This window comes from Bacillus arachidis, from assembly GCF_030285945.1.
Classification (GTDB): Bacteria; Bacillota; Bacilli; order Bacillales; family Bacillaceae_G; genus Bacillus_A; species Bacillus_A arachidis.
In genome coordinates this window covers 938,318-959,197 of sequence record NZ_CP127376.1, presented here as the reverse complement: position 1 = coordinate 959,197, position 20,880 = coordinate 938,318, and the positions used below count along the sequence as shown (strand labels likewise).

The 20,880-nt window shown below is 34.8% G+C and carries 17 protein-coding genes and 1 pseudogene; 6 read left to right on the top strand and 12 right to left on the bottom strand.

The annotated features are described in order from the left end of the window. Positions 1–16: 16 nt before the first annotated feature. The 3 genes from QRY57_RS06525 to dcm all read right to left on the bottom strand — a co-directional run bounded on the left by QRY57_RS06525 (position 17) and on the right by dcm (position 5,240). Positions 17–2,548 (bottom strand): UvrD-helicase domain-containing protein, encoded by a 2,532-nt coding sequence (locus QRY57_RS06525; RefSeq protein ID WP_286016971.1) that lies wholly within the window; start codon positions 2,546–2,548, stop codon positions 17–19. Positions 2,549–3,197: 649 nt separating this feature from the next. Further along, complete coding sequence (locus QRY57_RS06520; RefSeq protein WP_286016970.1) at positions 3,198–3,785, bottom strand: hypothetical protein; 588 nt, start codon at positions 3,783–3,785, stop codon at positions 3,198–3,200. 213 nt (positions 3,786–3,998) lie between these two features. After that, positions 3,999–5,240, bottom strand: a complete 1,242-nt coding sequence (gene dcm, locus QRY57_RS06515; protein WP_286016969.1) for a DNA (cytosine-5-)-methyltransferase — start codon at positions 5,238–5,240, stop codon at positions 3,999–4,001. A gap of 102 nt (positions 5,241–5,342) precedes the next feature. Between dcm and QRY57_RS06510 the strand changes: the two genes are divergently transcribed. Then, positions 5,343–5,984, top strand: a complete 642-nt coding sequence (locus QRY57_RS06510) for a BglII/BstYI family type II restriction endonuclease (protein ID WP_286016968.1) — start codon at positions 5,343–5,345, stop codon at positions 5,982–5,984. Positions 5,985–6,940: 956 nt separating this feature from the next. On the opposite strand, the gene QRY57_RS06505 is transcribed toward QRY57_RS06510, so the two are convergent. After that, on the bottom strand, positions 6,941–7,669 hold the full coding sequence (locus tag QRY57_RS06505) for an endonuclease/exonuclease/phosphatase family protein (protein ID WP_286016967.1): 729 nt from the start codon (positions 7,667–7,669) through the stop codon (positions 6,941–6,943). A gap of 67 nt (positions 7,670–7,736) precedes the next feature. Beyond that, a complete protein-coding gene (locus tag QRY57_RS06500) occupies positions 7,737–9,587 on the bottom strand; it encodes a PDDEXK-like family protein (protein WP_286016966.1) in 1,851 nt (616 codons plus the stop codon). Positions 9,588–10,026: 439 nt separating this feature from the next. Between QRY57_RS06500 and QRY57_RS06495 the strand changes: the two genes are divergently transcribed. After that, the gene (locus QRY57_RS06495; RefSeq protein ID WP_286016965.1) at positions 10,027–11,373 is read left to right on the top strand and encodes an MFS transporter; all 1,347 of its coding nucleotides are present in this window, start codon (positions 10,027–10,029) and stop codon (positions 11,371–11,373) included. Positions 11,374–11,533: 160 nt separating this feature from the next. Here QRY57_RS06495 and QRY57_RS06490 read toward each other — a convergent pair whose 3' ends face one another. After that, positions 11,534–12,478 (bottom strand): hypothetical protein, encoded by a 945-nt coding sequence (locus QRY57_RS06490; RefSeq protein ID WP_286016964.1) that lies wholly within the window; start codon positions 12,476–12,478, stop codon positions 11,534–11,536. A gap of 377 nt (positions 12,479–12,855) precedes the next feature. On the opposite strand from QRY57_RS06490, the gene QRY57_RS06485 reads away from it, so the two are divergent. Beyond that, a complete protein-coding gene (locus tag QRY57_RS06485; protein ID WP_090691407.1) occupies positions 12,856–13,431 on the top strand; it encodes a hypothetical protein in 576 nt (191 codons plus the stop codon). Between the two features lie 72 nt (positions 13,432–13,503). On the opposite strand, the pseudogene QRY57_RS27080 reads toward QRY57_RS06485, so the two are convergent. Beyond that, positions 13,504–14,037 (bottom strand): annotated as a pseudogene (locus tag QRY57_RS27080) (lipase family protein); the annotation flags it as partial. A 94-nt stretch (positions 14,038–14,131) separates the two neighbouring features. On the opposite strand from QRY57_RS27080, the gene QRY57_RS06475 reads away from it, so the two are divergent. Beyond that, a complete protein-coding gene (locus QRY57_RS06475; RefSeq protein WP_432804078.1) occupies positions 14,132–14,425 on the top strand; it encodes a hypothetical protein in 294 nt (97 codons plus the stop codon). Between the two features lie 275 nt (positions 14,426–14,700). Here the strand turns inward: QRY57_RS06475 and QRY57_RS06470 are convergent, their stop codons facing one another. Continuing rightward, positions 14,701–14,997 carry a hypothetical protein gene (locus tag QRY57_RS06470; RefSeq protein ID WP_026590676.1) on the bottom strand — a complete coding sequence of 99 codons (297 nt, stop codon included), beginning with the start codon at positions 14,995–14,997 and terminating at the stop codon, positions 14,701–14,703. Positions 14,998–15,010: 13 nt separating this feature from the next. After that, positions 15,011–16,273: a lipase family protein gene (locus QRY57_RS06465; RefSeq protein WP_286016961.1), complete on the bottom strand. Its 1,263-nt coding sequence runs from the start codon at positions 16,271–16,273 to the stop codon at positions 15,011–15,013. A 134-nt stretch (positions 16,274–16,407) separates the two neighbouring features. Between QRY57_RS06465 and QRY57_RS06460 the strand changes: the two genes are divergently transcribed. Together QRY57_RS06460 and QRY57_RS06455 are read left to right on the top strand one after the other, a co-directional pair. After that, a complete protein-coding gene (locus QRY57_RS06460) occupies positions 16,408–16,650 on the top strand; it encodes a hypothetical protein (protein ID WP_286016960.1) in 243 nt (80 codons plus the stop codon). Between the two features lie 236 nt (positions 16,651–16,886). Beyond that, positions 16,887–17,141: a DUF1433 domain-containing protein gene (locus tag QRY57_RS06455; protein ID WP_432804064.1), complete on the top strand. Its 255-nt coding sequence runs from the start codon at positions 16,887–16,889 to the stop codon at positions 17,139–17,141. A gap of 308 nt (positions 17,142–17,449) precedes the next feature. On the opposite strand, the gene QRY57_RS06450 is transcribed toward QRY57_RS06455, so the two are convergent. From QRY57_RS06450 to QRY57_RS06440, 3 genes are read right to left on the bottom strand one after another with little or no spacing between them, the layout of a single operon-like run. Next, entirely contained in the window at positions 17,450–18,427 is a 978-nt protein-coding gene (locus QRY57_RS06450; protein ID WP_286016958.1) for an ornithine cyclodeaminase family protein, read from the bottom strand. Beyond that, positions 18,421–19,662 (bottom strand): dicarboxylate/amino acid:cation symporter, encoded by a 1,242-nt coding sequence (locus tag QRY57_RS06445; RefSeq protein WP_286016957.1) that lies wholly within the window; start codon positions 19,660–19,662, stop codon positions 18,421–18,423. The genes QRY57_RS06450 and QRY57_RS06445 overlap by 7 nt, the downstream gene beginning before the upstream one ends. A gap of 60 nt (positions 19,663–19,722) precedes the next feature. Then, on the bottom strand, positions 19,723–20,727 hold the full coding sequence (locus tag QRY57_RS06440) for a proline racemase family protein (RefSeq protein WP_286016956.1): 1,005 nt from the start codon (positions 20,725–20,727) through the stop codon (positions 19,723–19,725). Between the last annotated feature and the right edge of the window lie 153 nt (positions 20,728–20,880).

Below are 20,880 nucleotides of genomic sequence, written 5' to 3'. Positions count from 1 at the left end.
CATCAACCTACCTTACTTAGGATAACAACCTAGACCATGTCCACCAATCATACATTTCATTTTTTCGATTACGTATGATTACGAGTTGATTCTTCGCACGCGTCATTGCAACATAAAGCAATCTTGTTTCTTCTTTAATCGCTTCATCATCCTCTTCTTGAGTTAAAGCATTGTAATAATCATTTTGTTTTGAGATAAACCCCGGCTTCCGAATAAACCATCCAATTTTTTCTTTTTGTTCATCAAAAATAATCTTACTGAATGAAGTAGTAAACAGTCTTTCTGTAAATGGAATAATAACGGTATGATACTCTAATCCTTTTGCACGATGTACCGTTAATATATGTACATGATCTAAGCCCTTCTCTATGTCTTGTACTTGAATTTCGTCTTCTTCTCGGTTTGTAGCAATCTGAATATATAACCAATTCGTAATCTGATGAAGCGAAACAAATTCTTCAGAAAAGCGCTGATGCATCATTTCAAATAATTTCCCCGCATTTAACTCATATTGTTTTGTATAGATAGCTGCCTCTTGCTTTATTTGCTCCTCATCAAATTCTGACGTTTGATTTTCCTTTAGTTCATCCAGTTTTCTTGAATAAATCCAGTTATACGGATTGACCTCTTGAATAATCGAGCGTAAAACTGCCAAAACAGGCTGATATTTTAATTGATTTATATAGTCTTGAAAGTCTATATTTGATGATTCTTTTATTAACATATTCATTCCAACATTTTTTCCATTCGAAACTAAAAGTTCATGTAATAAATAGGTATCGTTTTGACCATAAGGCCCATTTAGCACATTAGCCAGATACTTCTTGTTTTTTGGATACAATAACAATAACGTCAGAGAATAAAAGTCACGCACAGCTTTTGATGTAAAAAAGTCCCCACCGACTTTAAGTTTTGTAGGGAGATTCATTTCTTTACACCATCTATCAATTAAACGGGCTTCCTCAATAGTTCGTGTTAACACAGCCAACTTTTCTTTTTCTTCTCCTACATTTTCTATTTGGGTTTTCTCTTTGTTAATTTCTTTTATTTGTCTATATCTTTCTTGGATATATGGCATAATATGTGTCTTCATATCTTCTTTGTTTTCTTCTCTTTTCGCATCAATTACAAAAGGCCTTTCATCATCAACCGACTTCATTCCTTGTAGGCGGTCCGTGTTTTTATCACTCATATCGATTGCGTATTGAAGAAATTGTTTTTCTCCCCAAGAAGAAAAATATTCATCCATGTTATCGAGAAGATTACGAGTGGTTCGATAGTTTTTAACTAAGTAATAGTCTAGATCGTTCATGTCAATATTTCGCTCTTGAAGCTGCTTTTTTAAGATTGAAAACGCGGTATGATTTGCCCCTCTAAACCGATATATCGATTGCTTAATATCACCTACCACAAATAACGTCGATTCAAAAGCTTCTTGAATGGTAGCAATTAATCGGATTTGTATGTCATCACTATCTTGAAACTCATCGATAAATAAGAAACGAATAGGTTTTGAAATATTTTGAAATACACGTGTACCATGCTCTTTTCGTACTTGATCAATTTGTCTCGTAAAGTCACTAATGGTAACAGCATTTAATAGACGCTTTTCTTGCGAGAAACGCTTTTCAGCTGCAGGAATTATAGTTTGGAGTAAATCATTCATTCTTTTATTTCCCTCTGAAGCAGAGCCAAATGAATCAGTACATTCAATAATTTTAGCTGTTGAAAATCCTTTTTGCTCGAACTTCTCCCAAAAACGATTGATGATATCAACGAGTTCATAAATTTTTAATGGAGAAAAGTAATTTTGTATGACAACATCTTGCTTTTTAAGTTCTTCTTCAAAATAATTATCCAATTCTTCTTCTATCCACTTTTTCTTTTCCATTGTAAAACTTCTCAACTGGACATTTAATCCAAATCCTCTTAGTGAGCCAAGTTCCTTTAACAAGTCTTTCGCAAAAGAATCAATAGTTTGAATTCGAATATCGTTTAGCTTTTCAATAAGTAAAAGAAACTCGACTGAGCTTGTTGCTTTAAAACGATTGAATAAGAGACTTCTTAGTTTTGTTTGCATGTTTTGAGCAGCATCTCTTGTGAATGTTATCATTACGATTTCAGAAGGCTTCACTTTTTCTTTTATTAACAAATATAAAATACGGTCAATCATAACAGTCGTTTTCCCTGTACCCGCGCCTGCTTTGACCATAATATTTTCTTTATAAGGAGCATGTTCAATTATGAATTGTTCAATATTAAAACGAGGATATTGATTTGCTATTTTTTTCATGAGAGGAATATCTAAACCATCAATGACTTTCATCGATGTTTCAATTGAATGGTCTACGACCATATACTGTAGTAATTTCGCTTCATTTATAACTGCTACATCTATGTCTACCAATAAAGAATCAATCTCTTTATTAGTAAATATAAGAACTTTTATACCGTTTTTTAATAGTCTACAAAGAAAAGGCATGTCACGCTGAACTTGTGCATAGTCGGCGTATAATGTGTATGAATATGTTGCTAGATGTGAATTCAATACCGTCTCCCCTTTAGCTTAATAAATGTGATATGTAGGAACCATTATATATATCTTTATTTTAGACAATTAATTGTAAAATACCAAGAAACAAATAATAGGATATCGGAATTCTTCATCTTTTACTTTATTTCATTTCCATATTATAAAGATTCCAATTAATTTGTAATAACTCTATAACATGGTCATTAAACCTAAGTCTATATGCTCTAATCCCCCTACCTCTCATCCCCTATGATGAAAGGCTATATCCTTCTTGATTGTCCCTAATCTTTACTATCCAACTATCAATATAGATTACTTAATCCAATCATTTTTTCTTTTCGTTTTTTTCTCTTTACCTAATATATTTTTGTTCTGTTGATACCTTTTATCGTTCTTTATCATAGTCCTTCTATATTCTTGTCCGTCTTAACTATTCCATTATGTGGACTTAAGTATCGTCATGCTCTTATGATTGGTAGTATTGATTAGAAGGAAGTTTATACAAATGTGTTAAGTTTTAAGTTTTGATTTACATCAACATTCTTATATTTGACTAAATGTCACTGCAATTTAAAAAGCCAACCGAAACTATATCAGTTGACTTAAAAATTAAGGAAGAAGTATACCATTTACTCTCTAATCTTTAATAAATTTTAGTTAGCGATTACTCCCCAATTAAATCTTCATCATTCATTTGAACAATTGGAGTATCATAACCAATTATCAATATCCCTTTTAAAGGAAGTGATAATCTGTCACTTGAATATAATGCATCGAAGAACTTACACACCTCATCAAAATCGTTATTGACTTTAAAACTATCAGTACCTCTTTTTTTGGTTCTATATTCGTTCAATACTGCAATGGTTAAATATTCTACATCTTGCATCATACAAGCCTGGAATAAATCTTTTAGAAACTGATTATTTAATACCCCTCTGCCCGCTTCTACCTCTATAACAGATTTCAAGTCCTTATTATAAGCATCTGCACGAAAAGATTTTTCTAATACATTGTTCTTACCAAATAAAACCGGTACTTCAATATACTTACTATTCTCATTATGATTACCTTCTACTTTATAATTCAAACCTATCAAACCCTCGGTACACTCTCTCAAAATATCATCACTCTTAAACTTGGTAGTTGAAGAACTAATTCTAAGAGAGACGTCATTAAAAACTCCAACAACGTCATTTAAAAATTCTGGAATTCGCATGTTTTTAGGATAAAACTGAAAATTTGTAGTCATAGCTTCTCTCCCTCAATTTTCAACAATTATAAAATTTATTATATCATAATTCTAAATTTTCAGAAAAACAAAATCCAAATATATCAAAAAGATAAATAAATAATTAAATAATTAATTACATTTCATCCAAAACTTTCCGCCTACTATTTTTCCTTATAACGGAATATAAAGAACTAAAATAATAAGATTGTAATTAATAATAAAGAAGATGGCTTACACCATCTCCTCAAATTTAATCTCTAGTTGTTTTCCGGCTATATTGTCTATCTCATATATTCTTTTCGCCATACGCTCAATTAAACCTACAACAAGTGCATTTCCCATACAGAAATATCTCATTCGATTCGACATACCTGTGTTCGTCCAATCATCCGGAAAACCGTTTAATCGCTCACACTCAATCGGTGTTAAAAATCGAAATCCTTTTTCATCTTTTACTACATGCGTACTTCGATTTATACTCGCTTCACTTGTTAACATTGTTCGCCCTGGTTTATTTAATAATTCTGGGAACGCCATTCCTCCCTCAGAAAAGATATATTTATGACCACTTGCTGACGTTCTTTCAATTTTTTTAGGACCTTTTAAATACTCAAATTTTTCAATAGCCGTTTCACTTAAATAATAATTATCGTCTACATTTGTCTCTAATATTGATCCTAATGGAATAGGACTTTCTTCTATCGGTAAGAGCTGCGCTGTATAAATTCTTCCTTCTCTCATTATTCCAGCATTCCAGTACCCTGCTGAAAAATCATCTGATACATCAACAATATCAAGAGGTAATTTATATTCTTTAGCTGGGTGTTTCGTTGAAGGCTCAGCTTGTACAGGAAATGGGGCAGCAAAAAAACCTTTATGGTGTAATAAGTTATCATTTGTTTCGTCCTCATGTTTAATTGCATAAGGTATGTCATTTCGATACGCAAAAATAAAAATACGACGTCTTCTTTGTGCTTGTCCATACTCAGCTGCATTAATCACACGCCATTCTACAGAATAATCTAAATCTCTAAATGTAGCCAACATAACAGAAAAGTCTCTACCTCTTTGTTTAGAGGGTGACTTTAACAGTCGGTCTACATTCTCAAGTAACACGTACTTGGGACGCTTAATATTCACTAATCGCTTAATCTCCCAAAATAATACGCCTTTTTTCCCTTGTATGCCCTTTTCTCCAGATAAACTACGTGCCACTGAATAATCTTGACAAGGAAAACCTCCGACAATCATTTCTGCATCTATTTTTTGAATTTCTTCTTCTGTTACTGTAGCAATATCCTGATTACAATGTATACCTTTATCCTGAAATCGTTGTGCATAACAATTAAAAGCATCCTGTACTTTTTTAGAGGGTTCCCATTGGTTCCCCCATACTACTTGGAAGTGTTTCGTTTTTTCTAATCCAATCCTAAATCCACCCACTCCTGCAAATAGTTCTATAACATTAATCATATTTCACGAACATCCTTTCGATATATTTCTCCAGTATAAACTATTATAATTGAAATGAATAGAAAGATCAAGATCTTTTCGTATTATTAGGAGGAGAAATTTATGGAATACATAATCTACTCACATCGTTACGCTCTTTCCATTCTTGAAACAGAGCCAGAATTCGCTGAAACATGGAATGAAATCAAACACGTAATACATAAAATTTCTGATGAAATGATTATAGAACGCTTTGAGCAAAAACATTCGAAACAAAAGAGTATTTCTCGTACCATCAATGAATTATTAAAAGAAGAATTCATTACATTTGGATGGCGTGAAGAAAGTCCAATTTTCCAAGATACAGATTATCAAGGAGATACATGGCGATTAGATTTTGCCAAAGAGAATATTTCTATAGAAGTAGCTTTTAATCATGGAAGTGTAATTGCATGGAACCTACTTAAGCCAGTTCTCGCAAGTGAGTTAAATCATGTACAAAAAGCAATTCAAACCAAAGTTGGAGTTATTATTTGCGCAACGGATGTAATGAAAACAGCTGGCGGGTTTGACGGTGCTGTTGGTAGTTACGAAAAGTTTTTAGATTACTTTGCACCACTTAACAATCAACTCAGTGTCCCTATCGCCCTAATAGGTTTACAAGCACCTGAAACATTTTATATTCAACATGTGAAAGAAGAAAATAAAAAGGTTGGTAAAGTTATTAGAATCGCACATGACGCAACACACGCTATACCTCTTTAATTTTTTATCTTCAATTAAGAAATTTGTAATTACCAGAATTAACGCTTTGTATTTTATTAAATCATTAAACTAATGATTCCCCAGTATGAATTAAATAAATACTTTTCAGGACTATTTTTATGTTTATTTAGCATATATCGAATATCAGAATTATTTCATAATCAATTTTAAGATAGAGATGTCTACATAGTAACCAATAAGTTTAATAATCGTGTATTTAAATATACATTTCCTTTATACAAGCCTAATTTTTGTAAAAATTCAGTAAGGATATGTTAAAAAGATGTAAATTTAAAATTATATGTTATTTTGTTTGATATAATTTATTTGCGTTCTTCTTGTTCACCTTGAGACGTTTTCTTACCGAAAACGTCTCTTTTGTTTTTCAACTAATTAATATGTTTTATAAAAAGCATAGTATAACCTTAACCATCAAATTCAAATCTCAAGATAAAATTCTTTAGGGTTCAAAATTAAAGAATGTCATATTAATTCGTCTGTTATACCACAAAACAATTAACATCCTATTTCAATTTTTCATTTCATAGGTACTTATTTCTAACGTGCCATAGAAACCATTATAAAAATTAGAAAAAGAGAACAAAATTGTTCTCTTTTTCTAATTTTTAAATTTTTATGCTTTAAATCAACTAACGTGCCTGTTTCTTTATCTTTTCATCAGAGAAATCAAACAAGAAATAAATCCCTATATTATGTAACACTTCTCTGCTCATGGATTCTTCTAATTGATTTCATAATATTGAAATGACTTTAGCAATCCAACTTGTAATCTATACTGTTTAGACACTCGTATCATTTTCAATCAACTTTGTCACTTTATTTTCTACGTATTGTTGTGTATCAATAGAATATTGTTTTTTCACTTCAAATGATTATAAAATAAGCCTATTATATGTAAAACTGTTGCTCCTATTTTATCATCTTTCTGAAATTTTTTATTTGTTATTCTCAAGCAGCAACTCTACCACCAACACCGAATGGTCTGAGTATCCAAGCAACCGCTCCCGATGAGAAAAATACCCTTCCAAAATTGCATCCTTTAAAGAGGAAGACACAAAAGCGTGGTCGATACGGAAACCATTTTCCGTATTGCTGTACCATGAATATCCGTTAAACGATCCATGCGTATGTCGCCATGCATCCGTCCAACCAAGATCAATTAGTTCTTTCATATAATTGGCACCATAAAACGGAGCACCTTGCGCATCTTCCGGCAAGCCGGTGTTAAAGTCTCCGATAATAATAGATTTCGTATTACTGCGCTCCCTGGCAAATGCGCTGACTTCCTTCCAAAACTCTAGCTTTTCTTGCGGGTTAGGTTTTTTCGTAGGGATGTGAACTGCAAGGATATGTAAATCCTGTTTGACCAGTTTAATTTCCAACCAGCGTTCTTTGTTCATTTCTCTTTTATAAAAAGAAGGTACTTCCTTTAATTCGTGCGAAGATGCAATAAGGATGCTGTTTTGCTTGAATTGTCCACCGCTTGTCTTCATATACAAATATCCAGCATCTCTCAATAGCTCCTGCAGTCTTTCACCTTTTTTTCCTTCCCAATATTCCGTTACCACCAAAACGTCAGGTCCATGTTTCTGAAGTTGCTCCGCAATTAGAGGTATACGTTTATCAGATCCACCTTTCTGGATGTTCCACGTTAAGATTTTCAATGGTATTCTCCCTCTCACTCATTTTATAGAAGGTGACTTTACAACTTCCACCCTTTTTCTCACAACCTTACCCAAGCACCTTACTCGCCGCTATCTCAGTTAATAGACTTATTACACCCTGACATTCCTCATGACTAAACAACTGATTCATTACACCCACTACTTCTTCCTCATCTGACCAATCATCAACGTTACATGTACTCGTATAAATCCGTGTATAAGCTGCTTCTGGCTTTTTAGCCCTTGCACTTATTTTTATCCCTTTACTCTCTAGCATTGTTAATAAGGCTATTCTTTTATGAAATTCTAACGGCCCAACTTCTATTATGAACTTCAATCGGTTGTCTTTTAAACGTTCAAACCACATGATTACACAGTTGTTTAACCACCAATTCCATTTTGGTACACCAAATTGTTCTTCAAGTAATCGGAACTCTGGCATGATGAATGATGGAAGTCTGTGATGGATATTGTAAAATTCTTCTTGAAAGCCTTGTTGATGAACGAATAATTGAAATGCATTTGCTAAAATATCTACTTGTATTTGATTACGTTCTACTTCAACAATTTCAGAAGAAGGTGTCTCTTCTCCATATATAAGACCTTCTATCGTTTCCGATATCGTTTCAATTACTTTGTTAAAATCATTACTGTTATACATTTCATTCATGACACGAAGAATCTCATCTTGATCTGCCCAATCACTTATCTTTTCATACCCTGCATAAATTCTGGTGTACATGGATCCGGATTCTTTAGATCTTCCTTTAATGTTGATTCCGTTTTCTTCTAACTTACATAATAACTTTAATCTCTGTTTGTATTCTAGCGGTCCAACTTCGATAATCAGTTTCATGCGCCCATCTGCTTTTCTTTCAAACCATGTAATAAGAGCGTTATTTAGCCACCACTCATGAGTTGGGATGCCGACAACATCATCAAGTTGTTTCCATTCTGGGAAAATAAAAGAAGGAATGCGAATATGTTCATGATAACAGTCAGTTGGAGTTTGATTTTGATTTACAAATTGTAAAAATGCCTCTCTCATGACACTATTTCCTGCCTCACGTATAAAGGTAAGAGTTTCAGCATAATTCATATAAATTTTGCGAAGGTCCTCTTTCTCTTCCACACTTAAGCCTTTCACCACACCTAACAAATTATTATTTGCAAACTTCCCAGCCACTTTCCCATCACCGCTTAGGCATAGAAAATCAACAGCATCTTTATGATTTTTATATATAGTTAATGCTAGTTCAATATCTTCCTCATCACGAACAAGCTCACCTTCTAATATATCAATATAATAGGAAAGAAAATCTTTAATCATACTAGACGTATATTCACTGTTAATTTCGAGTTGTCCTTTTAATATATTTAATATATCTCCATAATCTAAAATAAAATATTCTTTATGACTTGGTACACTACCATCTAAACTTAAAAATATTGGGATGATAGTATAACCTTTATATTTACTATTAACAAAATCTAAGTAATTTTGTAATTGTCCATCTGATTCTGATGACTTATATTTATTTTCAATGAGAATTACGATTTTTTGTGATTCTGATATTGCTAAAATATCAATTCGCTTATTTTTACTTGTTTGTACTTCACGAAAAACTTCCAAATCTTGAAGTGACTGTTTATGTAATTTAATAAAATTATACTTACTAATTAAATCTTCATTTTCTATTTTTACAAACGTTTTAGACAGCAACTTATTTACAAAAAACGAACTTAAATGATGATTTCCCTTTGGATCCATTAACCAAGAAATCATGTTAGAATGCCTAATCTCAAACTTATCTACCTTTAATATTTTAAAAGGATTAAAACGATTAAACTTACTGTGCAACTTCTCAAACTCAATGGAATTATCTAAAAGCGATAGAATCTCAAAATTGTAATCCATTTCTAGCACCACCATTTATAAGATTATAAAACCAAAAGTTGTTATAACTGAATTATACCTTACAATGTGGCACTATTTACGTCTTATATTTCATCCTTTATATTACCCTTCAAATATATCAGCAATTCAATATAAAATAGTAACCACCCAACACATTTTACAACTTCAATACACTCCAAGCAAACAAGCCCTCTCAAAAGATATCCACCGAAAGACTCACTCGATCCACCACTAGATCTACCCCTACAATAGAATAGCCGTAACTCTGACACCAGCATGCGTTGGGACGACGAGATAAATTTTCGTTATATTGAGAATTTTCAAATTAAAAGATATAATTTATTTACGCTTTCATACTTAGTCCATAATGCTGTTTTTCAAATTACTTCTATAGTTTTCAAATGCAGAAAAAGAAATTTGTTCAAAGGAGGTTTTTATCATGGCTCAATCCAACCAGCGCGCCAATACAAGGCGCATCACAGGTAACATCTTTAAAGGTTCAGTTGGCAATCTGATTGAATGGTACGACTGGTATGTCTATTCTGCTTTCGCCGTGTATTTCTCAGCAGAGTTCTTTCCTAAGGGGGATTCGACGAGTCAGTTGCTTAACACGGCTGCTATTTTTGCCGTTGGCTTCTTGATGCGCCCGCTCGGAAGTTTGTTGATGGGGCGTTATGCGGATCGTTATGGTCGACGTGCTGCATTGACGCTTTCCATTACTATCATGGCTGGTGGTTCTCTCATTATTGCCTGTACCCCAGGCTATAGCACTATTGGCATAATGGCCCCTATTATTCTCGTTCTTGCACGTCTGCTTCAAGGGTTGTCATTAGGCGGAGAGTATGGAACTTCAGCAACATACCTGTCCGAGATGGCTAGTAGCGGACGCCGTGGTTTCTATTCGAGTTTTCAGTATGTGACGCTTGTTGCTGGACAGTTGGTAGCACTAGGTGTTCAAATCGTCCTCCAGCAAATACTGAGCGAACCAGATATGAAATCTTGGGGCTGGCGTATTCCCTTCATCATTGGAGCAATGGGAGCAGTAGCTGTATTGTGGCTGCGCCGTACGATGGATGAATCGGAGCAATTCTCAAAAATGGGATCTAAAAGCCGCGAGAGTGCTGGAACCATTAAAACTCTGATGAAACATCCTAAAGCGGTATTAACAGTAGTCGGGCTAACGCTCGGTGGAACTGTTGCCTTCTATACTTATACGACGTATTTACAAAAGTTCATGGTGAATACTGTAGGTCTGCCTAAAGAAGTCGTTAGCTGGATTAACTTTATCGCCCTATTAGTATTCGTCGTACTTCAACCGCTCGCTGGTATGTTATCCGACCGGATTGGACGACGTCCGCTATTGATTGGTTTCGGCATCCTCGGAACTTTACTGACAGTGCCACTATTTCTAATCATGGAGCAAACAAAATACCCTATCGTTGCTTTCTTGCTTATGATGGTAGGTCTCATTATTGTCACCGGTTATACTTCCATCAATGCGATTGTGAAAGCTGAGCTCTTCCCAACTGAAATCCGTGCCCTTGGCGTGGGATTCCCTTACGCAATCACTGTTGCGGTGTTCGGCGGGACGGCGGAGTTCATCGCATTATGGCTGAAGAGCATTGGACACGAGTCACTCTTCTACTTCTATGTAGCTGCTTGTATTGCTATAAGCTTTATCACGTATTGGCGTATGGCTGAGTCTTCAAAAACCTCTCATATCGAAGCTGAACTAGACGATGAAAATACGCTAGCTACTCGCAAGTCTGGTTCACGACACTCTTAAATGTCATAAATAGCTATTTTAAAACGATAATTCACCTAAAAAACCCCTTGTATATCAAGGGGTTTTTTAGATAAGAAGCCTTTCTGCTTGAATGGTTTGAAGAAATAACGTTTCTTTTACATTTTCTATATGTATTTACCTTACTGAACTCGTCATTTCCTCAACCTATTCCTATCAGCAAAAGAAAGACCACAACGCGGACAGTGTACGTCCCAATCATGCTTAGTGGGCTTATGATAATTGCGATGTAAGTACTTATATAGCTTTTTACCCGGCATGCTATGTCTATTGCTATTCCAGCATTTGCTTTGTACCCAAAATGATTGGCAACTTGTACACTCGTAATATTTTTAAAGTCGCGATCTGTTAGTATTTCACTAACCTCTTTGTTTCCACAATCAGGACATATGAGCTCCCATCCAAGATGGAAATGCAGCATCATTTTAGAAAATAAGGAAAGCCCTTCTTCTTTTCCTGGTTTGAGTAAAAAGTAACCGTACTGATGAGGTCTTGTTTCTTCAAAGTTATTTTCTAGTGTCTCATCGGCATGAACTAGAAATGCTGCTTTTCCACGAGGTTGCATTAATTCTCTGTACCTTTTTGCGGATTGAATCAAATCTATTTCTAGTTGTCGCCGCATTCGGCTATAGGGCTTGTATTTAGCATCTAAAAACATGTATACTTTCTCTTTTTGTCCCTGTTCAATCGCAAACCCGATATCAGGGAAATTCCCTTGTATATTAACTTCGCTCCCAATTACGATTGAAAAAGTAGGAGAATCATATAACCGAATCCAAAATCCTCGTAGTGTGCCGTTTTCTTTATAGTATTCCAAAACCTTCTGAAGAGCCGCTTCTTGTTTTGGGGCGAATCCGAGAGTCATTACAAAGTGCTGCAACACTTTAAAAAATGCCCATTTTTCATAAAGATCAGGGGATTGTAATAAGTCATTCTGAAATGCCTTTAGAGTCTCATACTGCCGAAGACACTTTTGTAATTCCTCTATACCTTCGAACGCTTCTTGGTATAGAGGGTGAGAGTTAAATAGGTGTATATCTCCCCATTCTTCCGTTTCACAATCTTGAAAAAGGTGAGAAGAAAGCACACCTTCTAAATACGTAATAAGCTTCTTCCTATATAACATGGATTTAAAAAGAAAAAGATCCGCAGCAATACAAATACCACGAATCTTTTAACTACTAATTGCAAGTATTTTCCCCACAGGGTTTCGAAAAGAATAAAAAAAATTACTTAGAAAACTATAAATGTCTTTCGTTCTTAGAAACAGCACGGGACGTATTGATAACACCTTTCACTTTATGATCTATTACTGCTTTCCTAATGTATGATATTCTTTAGGATACCCAAGCTCCATTCATTAGCCCGGTTCCATAACTCATCTGAAAATGCTATGATTTCATTGTCAATATTATCTAATTATCGAATAACTACAGGAGCAGACGACAAAGAGGAGGAGAAATTATGGGGTTTTTTAGTAGATTTTTTAAGAAAGTGGAACAAGTAAACGATGGTGAGGCAACCCTCAATGAATTAAATGAAGAATTATATGTTGAATCTCCAATAGAAGAAGCAAATAGCTATTGGGTATCAATGGCACAAAATTTAATTGTCAATACTGTAAAGGCCGCTGACAATAATGTAGAACGCGCTTTTATATTGCTTGATTTTAAAAAAGGAGAGGCTTCTTTTGATATTTTTTATCAAATTGACGGGCAATTATATTTTTGGAATCAGTTAGAAGATCAGACGATTAAAAATAGAATTAAGAACGAGTTGTTACCTCAAGCTTCGGAGGTTTCAGATGCAGTAAACCAGCAATTTCATGAAGCGGACCATCCTACAATCTCGTATGCAGAATTGCAATTTGAATGGGAAACAAAGGCCTGGTTTTCACACATCATCTGGGAAGACGACCCTGCCTCTCAATTACCAAAAGCTCAAATATTAAATGAATGGTTCAACCTAATTAAAAAAGAAACTCAGAATAAGCCACTTGATAGTGATACAAAATTTTCTTGGTATCCATCAATTTCTTAAAGTTGATGAACATGATTGCTACACCAATAAGAAATAGACAAAAGCCGATGTCCTTATCGTATGGAAATCGGCTTCAGCTAAAGCGTCTCCTAAAGAATGGCCTGTAACGTGTAATTCTACATCTCTTCCCTTATAATGTTCTTTTACTTTTCGGCTTGTTCAAATTGATTATGATATTTCGTTTATTATCTTCATTCCAGTATTTTTCTGGATGAGCACCTTTCGTTCCTGCTGTTGGAGCTGGCGCTGGATCGTGAACGCCTTCACGCATAATAAAATGATTCCAATCCGTTTTTATATCATTAAACGTTTTACCAGGACCTATAGGTATATCTATTCCGCTATGTTCACTGTTTTGAATGTTGCACCTCCCTCTGTCCCCCGAAAAACCACCATTACTTGTGTTTTCCATCTACTATTCTTTCAAACACTACAGCATCCATTCCTGTTTGTTTGTCATGGAATGTTTTTTCTACTTTCCATGTTTGAACAACATTATCATCACCATCTTTAACGTCAAATTCTTTTAAAATCCCTTATTGCTACGATATGCAGCCCTGCTAATTCATAATAACTCAAATCTAACACCATATTATTTTTACTCAAAACATTTTCCCTCCCAAGAATTTTAATATATTCTAAATATTGAATAACATTTATGGAGGGAAGTTGAGTGAGAAAATGTTGTTTAGGATTAATCATGGTCTTTATCCTAATATTTATAGGAGGTTGCAGTATGGATCAAAAAAATGAAGAACAACAGGTTGTAGAGAAAGCAAAAGAAACAACTATTAAATATTTCAAAGAAAAACATAATTTAGATGTAGTAATTACTGGACATGAGTTCCCACCAAGTGATTTTCAGACTGTTTTTATAGATGGTTATGTTAAGGATGATAAAAGTAAAGAATTCTCAGTAGATGTGGAATTTGCTAATGGAGAATATAAAATAAGTGGCATTTCACGTTCTGAAAATTTAAAATTAAATTATTAACGATGCATATACCTAACTTTATAAAAATGAAAAATACTGCTACTGAATAATAGAAATAAATAAAAAATAGGTTCAACTTCCAAGAAAAAGCTATAAAATTGAAATAACATAAAGAATAGGGTACTCATTAGTTTGGCTTTCTTTATGAAAAAATTCCCACGCAATGTGTAGGGATTCAGTATAAAATAACACTTTTTGAAGGAACATTTTCATAATAGTGCAGACATCTCCCTACTGACAAAACAGCAAAAAAAACACTCCGTTGCGAGTGTTTTTTAATATTTAGGACCCATATAGTCATAACTTTGATCTAATGCCTTAATTAAGTCAATTGCACTCTTTAATTCCTGTTTATCAGACTTTAATTCTTCCATCTTTGTCCTAATATCTTTTCCGAAAACTTCTAAGTCCTCAATAGCTTTCTTTCCTACACCAAGTTGCGACCAACTTGATAGAAGTAAATTATGAACATCACTTACTACACTCTTATTATGATTTAAATCTTCAATCATATGTTCAAATTGTTGCAAAGCTTGATTCAAAGCTTCTTCATTTAAATAAATTCTTGGCATAATAATCCCCCTATTATTGTCCATCTACCTTCTTATAGTCATTCACTTTCTTTTCAATAAAATCCGCAATTTCTGTAGCTGTACGGATGTACCAAAAACTCAAATGTTCTACATGAGCACGTATATCCGTTATCTTTGCTTCTAAACGTTTACTTTCAGCTGTTTCTAATAATTCCATCATATTCGAAGTTAATCTGGGTACTCTGTTTTGAAATTCTTGTGCATTTTGCTTCATACGTCTTACAGCTTCCTCTAGATGCTCTACGACTACGCGAATTTCTCCGCTACCTAACAAGTTACCAGGTGAATCATATACCCTTTCCCCTGTATCCACATTTAAAAGATATGGACTTGACAAATTCCCATCCTTTCCCATTGGGAAATAGTTATTATTTTGATAATGATAACCAGGTCCTGAAACAGAATCTTTAAACCTTTCTGCTAATAAATAAAGCTGACTTGTTATAGGTAATTTTTCCATAGCATCCAAAGCCTCCTTGGACGGCGGTGGTGATACAGCATATGTAGAACCAATATGGCCATCATAAGGACCAAATGGACCATACCCAATGGTATCTGATCCGTGAACAATTGAAACAATCCTATTTTTAAATTCTCCGTTATTAGCTCGTTCTTGCAAATCTGGTGGAAGTAAATGTTTTGCACTTGGTGCATTCCAAGTCAAACATCTCGCATTCTCATCAAACGCTGCAACATACTCAGCTAAAGCGCCACCTAAAGAATGACCTGTAACATATAATTCTACATCTTTATCTTTATAATGTTCGTTGACTTTTTCCATGACTTTTTCAGCTTGTTCAAATTGATTATGATATTCCCATTGTTTATTTTCTTCATTCCAGTATTTTTCTGGATGAGCTCCTTCCGTTCCTGCTGTTGGAGCTGGCGCTGGATTGTGAACGCCTTCACGCATAATAAAATGATTCCCATCCGTTTTTATATCATTAAACGTTTCACCAGGACCTATAGGTATATCTATTCCTCCTATGTTCACTGTTTTGAATGCTGTACCTCCCTCTGTCCCCCGAAAAGCCACCATCACTTGTGTTTTTCCATCTACTACTCTTTCAAACACTACAGCATCCATTCCTGTTTGTTTGTCATGATAGGACATATCCTTATTTACTTTCCATGTTTGTAAAACTTTTTTTGGATTTGTAGGATCTTTCACCTCATAATTAGCACCTAAATCATTTCTATACGCTCCCCGTGATAAATCATAATAAGTTTTATCCAAAACAGTATTTTCTTTCATTCTTTCACCCCTGTAATAAATAGTATATTCTAATTATATAGTGTATTCTAAAAAGGGGAGGGTTTAATTTGCAAAAAAAAACATTTTTACTAATAACAGTAATCATTCTGGTTTTTATAGGAGGGTGTATGTATATGAATAAACAAAATAATAATGAAGAAGAAACACTAAAAGAAAAAGCAAAAGAGGTAGCTATACAACATTTTAAAGAGGATAAAAATCTAGATATCACAGTGACAAAAGTCGAATTTGGCCCTTCAGATTTTGGAGTGATTTTTGTATCAGGTCATGTAACGAATAATCCGAACCGTAAAGTAACTGCAGATATAAATTATAGAGATAATTATAGAGTTGAAAGTATAAGTTATGATGACTGAAATAATAATAAAGGTTAAAGCAAACCGTTTACAGTAGATGTAGAATATATTGATGGCGAGTATAGAGTAACCTCTAAGTCATACTCTAAAAATCTAGAATTAAAAAATTTATTCATGAGATACTCTAGTTAGTGTCTTTTCTTTATGGGATACCATTAATGGGAGGAACTAGATTGAAAAAATTCTTTTTCAGCTTGAGTATATTTTTCTTAATAACTATTTTAGGAAGTTATAATATGGATAAAAAGAAAGAAGAACAACAAATAGTTGAGATAACCAATGAAACAACCATTAAGTATTTTAAAGAAAAAGAAAATCTAGATGTAGTGATTACTAAACATGAATTTGCTCCGAAGGACTTTCAAAGTGTTTGGATTTCAGGACATGTGAAAGATGATAAAAATAAAAAATTCTCGGCAGATGTTGAATACGCCAATGATTATCACATCGGTTCCATTACCACATCTGAAGGTTTTGAATTAAAATACTAATTTTATTGACACTCATTAGATAACTTCTCTCATATGTAATATTGCATGATAACACCTGATAATATAATGTTATTATCTTATAAATCTGCTCTATATTTTCTTATTAATCATGTTGGAACACTACAGAAAAAACAATTGGTGAACTAAAGAACTGAAGGAAGGCACTCATTGAGTGTCTTTTCTTTATGAGATCCTGTAAAGTTTAGGATATTCTAAATTGGAAAATAACATGAGCGAAGGATAGATATGAAAATAAAAAGAGGCCACCCTCAGCAGGCAACCTCTTTATTACAGAATAAAATCTACACTCACAACCGAACCCTATTCCCCACCCCATTTTCAATCGCTTTCTCATACAAATACTTCGCCACTACAATATCCACAACGGCCAGCCCAACAGATTTAAATACGGTAATTTCTTGATCCGTTTCCCTACCAGTTCGTTCGCCGCTAATAATTTGTCCAAGTTCTGCATGAATATCGCTTTCTTTGAAAATACCTTCTTGTATTGGGATTTGCAAGTCACCGGTTTCTTCTAGTGCTGCTTCTTTTGATTCTACTACTACTTTATTGGCTGAAGAAATGACATGAGAAGGTAGTTCTTGCATTTCCGGCCTGAAAGAACCGACAGCATTTACGTGAACACCAGGTTTGAGTGTGTCTGAAAAGACTGGCGCGTGAGAGTTCGTTGTGGTGACAATAATATCTGCTTCACGTACTGCTTCATTCGAATCTGAGTATATGTAGGTAGGTTTCCTAAATTTCTCTTGTATATATACAGCAAATTCGGCAGCTTTTTGTTCTGTTCGATTGTAGAGGATAAGCTTTTCAATATCTCGTACAGCAAGCACAGCCTCAGCAATTCCTTTCGCTTGTTCTCCTGTACCGATAATACATAAGTTTTTCGAATCTTGACGAGCTAGGTGCTTCGTTGCCACACCTGATAAGGCACCTGTTCGAATCATCGTTAAATATGACCCTTCCAAAAGCGCGAGTGGTTCCCCCGTTTGAAAATCCGATAGCATAACAATCCCGTTTATTGTTTTCTTTCCTATTTTTTTATTATTTGGAGCCACCGTTACTACTTTTAACCCAAGCGCCCCAAGTTCTTCGGCTACTGAAGGCATGATTAATGCGGTATTTTGCGCATTCGCAAATGGCAAAGCAGAGCGAATAGGAGTGATTGTTCTTTCTGCCGAAAACTCCTTTAAGGCAATGGCCGCATATTCAATTATTTCGCTCATATCTACTAAACTTCTTTGTTCATCAGCACTTATGACTAACATGTTTGCTCACCCTTTTCTAAATCTTTCTTCACTGTTTCACCAGACGCCATATTCTTATTCACAACCTGCGCCCCCACTAAATCACCTGTAATATTTACAACTGTATGTCCCATGTCTACAAGCGGGGACACAGCTGCGATAATTGGAATAATTGTGAGCGGCAGGCCTAACGTCGAGAGTAAGATCGTTGCGGTAATGACATCTGCTCCTTTTACTCCTGCACATCCCGCTGCAAGTACGATTCCTAGAAATACGGTTTGTACAATAAGACCAAATGTAATCGGGATGCCGTATACGTTTAATGCGAAGATGGCTAGAACACCTAGAGCTGCTGATAATCCATTCATGTTAACAGTGGCGCCAAGCGGAATGGTAAAACCAGCTACTTTCTCAGGTATATGAAGTCTTTTTTGAGCTACCTCCATTGTGACAGGAAGCGTAGCACTACTTGATGTTGTACTAGCAGCTACAAGCATAGCTGGACTCACTTGTTTGTAAAAATAAAGTGGACTAATTTTCCCAATCGTTTTCAATATAATTGGATACATAATGAACAAAATAAGTAGTAATGACAAGTAATCGGCTACTACATAGCTAACGACTGCAGTGAGCATATCAGCTCCAAATGTCCCAACTACATTAGCGATTAATGCCATAATTCCGTAAGGAGCCAATCCAATAACGAGTTCAGCAATTTTAATCATTAATGCCGATCCTTCATGGGCTAATTTACGAATTCCTTTCGTTTGATCTCCAAGAAGAATGAGTGCCATACCGACAAAAATTGCGAAGATAATAATTTGAAGCATATTCGTCTCTGAGGCTGCCTGAATGACGTTAGAAGGAAACCACTGTGTGATGTTATCTACAAAATTAAATTCCTCCGCCTTAAAGTTCTTCCCTTTCTCAAGAAGGCCTTCAACCCCTTTACCAGGATTAATTAAAAAGGCTATTGCGACACCAATGCTTGTGGCTAATACAGCGGTTATTGCATAGTAAACGAAAATTCTACCGCCGATTGATTTTAACATTTTAGGATTTTCAAGCTGTGCAATTCCCGACACAATACTTAAAAACGTCAATGGAACGATAATCATTTGTAATAAACGGATAAAAATATCCCCAATTGGTTTTAAAACGACAACTTTCGATCCCAAAGTAATCCCTAGCAAAATTCCTATTAATGCCCCAATCAAAATTTTTATAGGTAAATTCTGTTTTCTCCACCACTTCATCCCGAATCCCCCCTTATAAGAAGAGTTGTTTTCTAAGAAGAAAACAACTCTAAAAAAACATTAAGCTAGTAAAAACCCTCGTTTCAACGGATCTCTTGGGTCCATTACAAATTGGTGAAATCCTGTAATAAACGCTTGCCCAGTCACTTTTGGAATAACTGCCTCATATTCCTCTACTTTTGTCACTGACAATACTTCACCGATAAATTGTCCGTCAGTGATACACTCATGGATGAAACTTTCTCCGCTTTGCAAGGCATCCTTTTCAAAAAGAGTTGCAAGTCTAGCTGAAGTACCAGTGCCGCAAGGAGAACGATCTACTTGCCCATCAGCAAAAATGGTCACATTTCGTAAAGTAGCATCTTTTTCATTTGGTTCATCAGAAAAGATAACGCCATATATTCCCTTTAAGCCTTCTTCGAGAGGATGTTTTACATCCATTTGACTTTCAATATAGTGTTTAATTTTCCCGCCCCACGATTGAATAGCCGATAAATCTTTAAAGTTTACTTTCAAATCAAAATCTTTACTGTCTACAACTGCATAGAAGGCTCCTCCAAAAGCAATATCTACTTGAAATTCATAGCCATCAATCTTTATCGGAACATCTTTTTTGTAAACAAAGGAAGGTACATTTTCAAATGATACAGATTCTACTTGAGTTCCATTATATTTTGCATACGCAATTACCTCTCCTGCAGGGCTATCAATGATAAACTTCTGTTTGTCGCCCGTCACTTCGAACATGCCCGTTTCACTTCCTACTGTGACGACCGCAACAATCCCATGGCCACACATTGTACTCCAGCCTTCATTATGCATAAACAATACGCCAAAATCAGCATGAGGGCTTGCCGGCGGCGTAATGATACAACCATACATCCCATGATGCCCTCTCGGTTCATACATTAAAACTTCGCGAAGATGGTCCAAGTGTTCCATACAATAAGCTCTTCTTTCTAATTGCGTGTTTCCTTTTATCTCTGGCACTCCGCCTGTAATAATACGTAATGGTTCTCCCGCTACGTGTGCATCAATTGTTGTGTACATTTTACTAATATTCATACCTTTTCCCTCCATTATCGTCATTCACTTATCTTATGAAATACTTATCATTTTAAAAGTATCCTACCTTTTTATTAGCAAGTATCGTGCCAAGTATAAATTAACCTAACATTATTAATATTCATTCAATTTTATTTACATTGTATCGAAAAA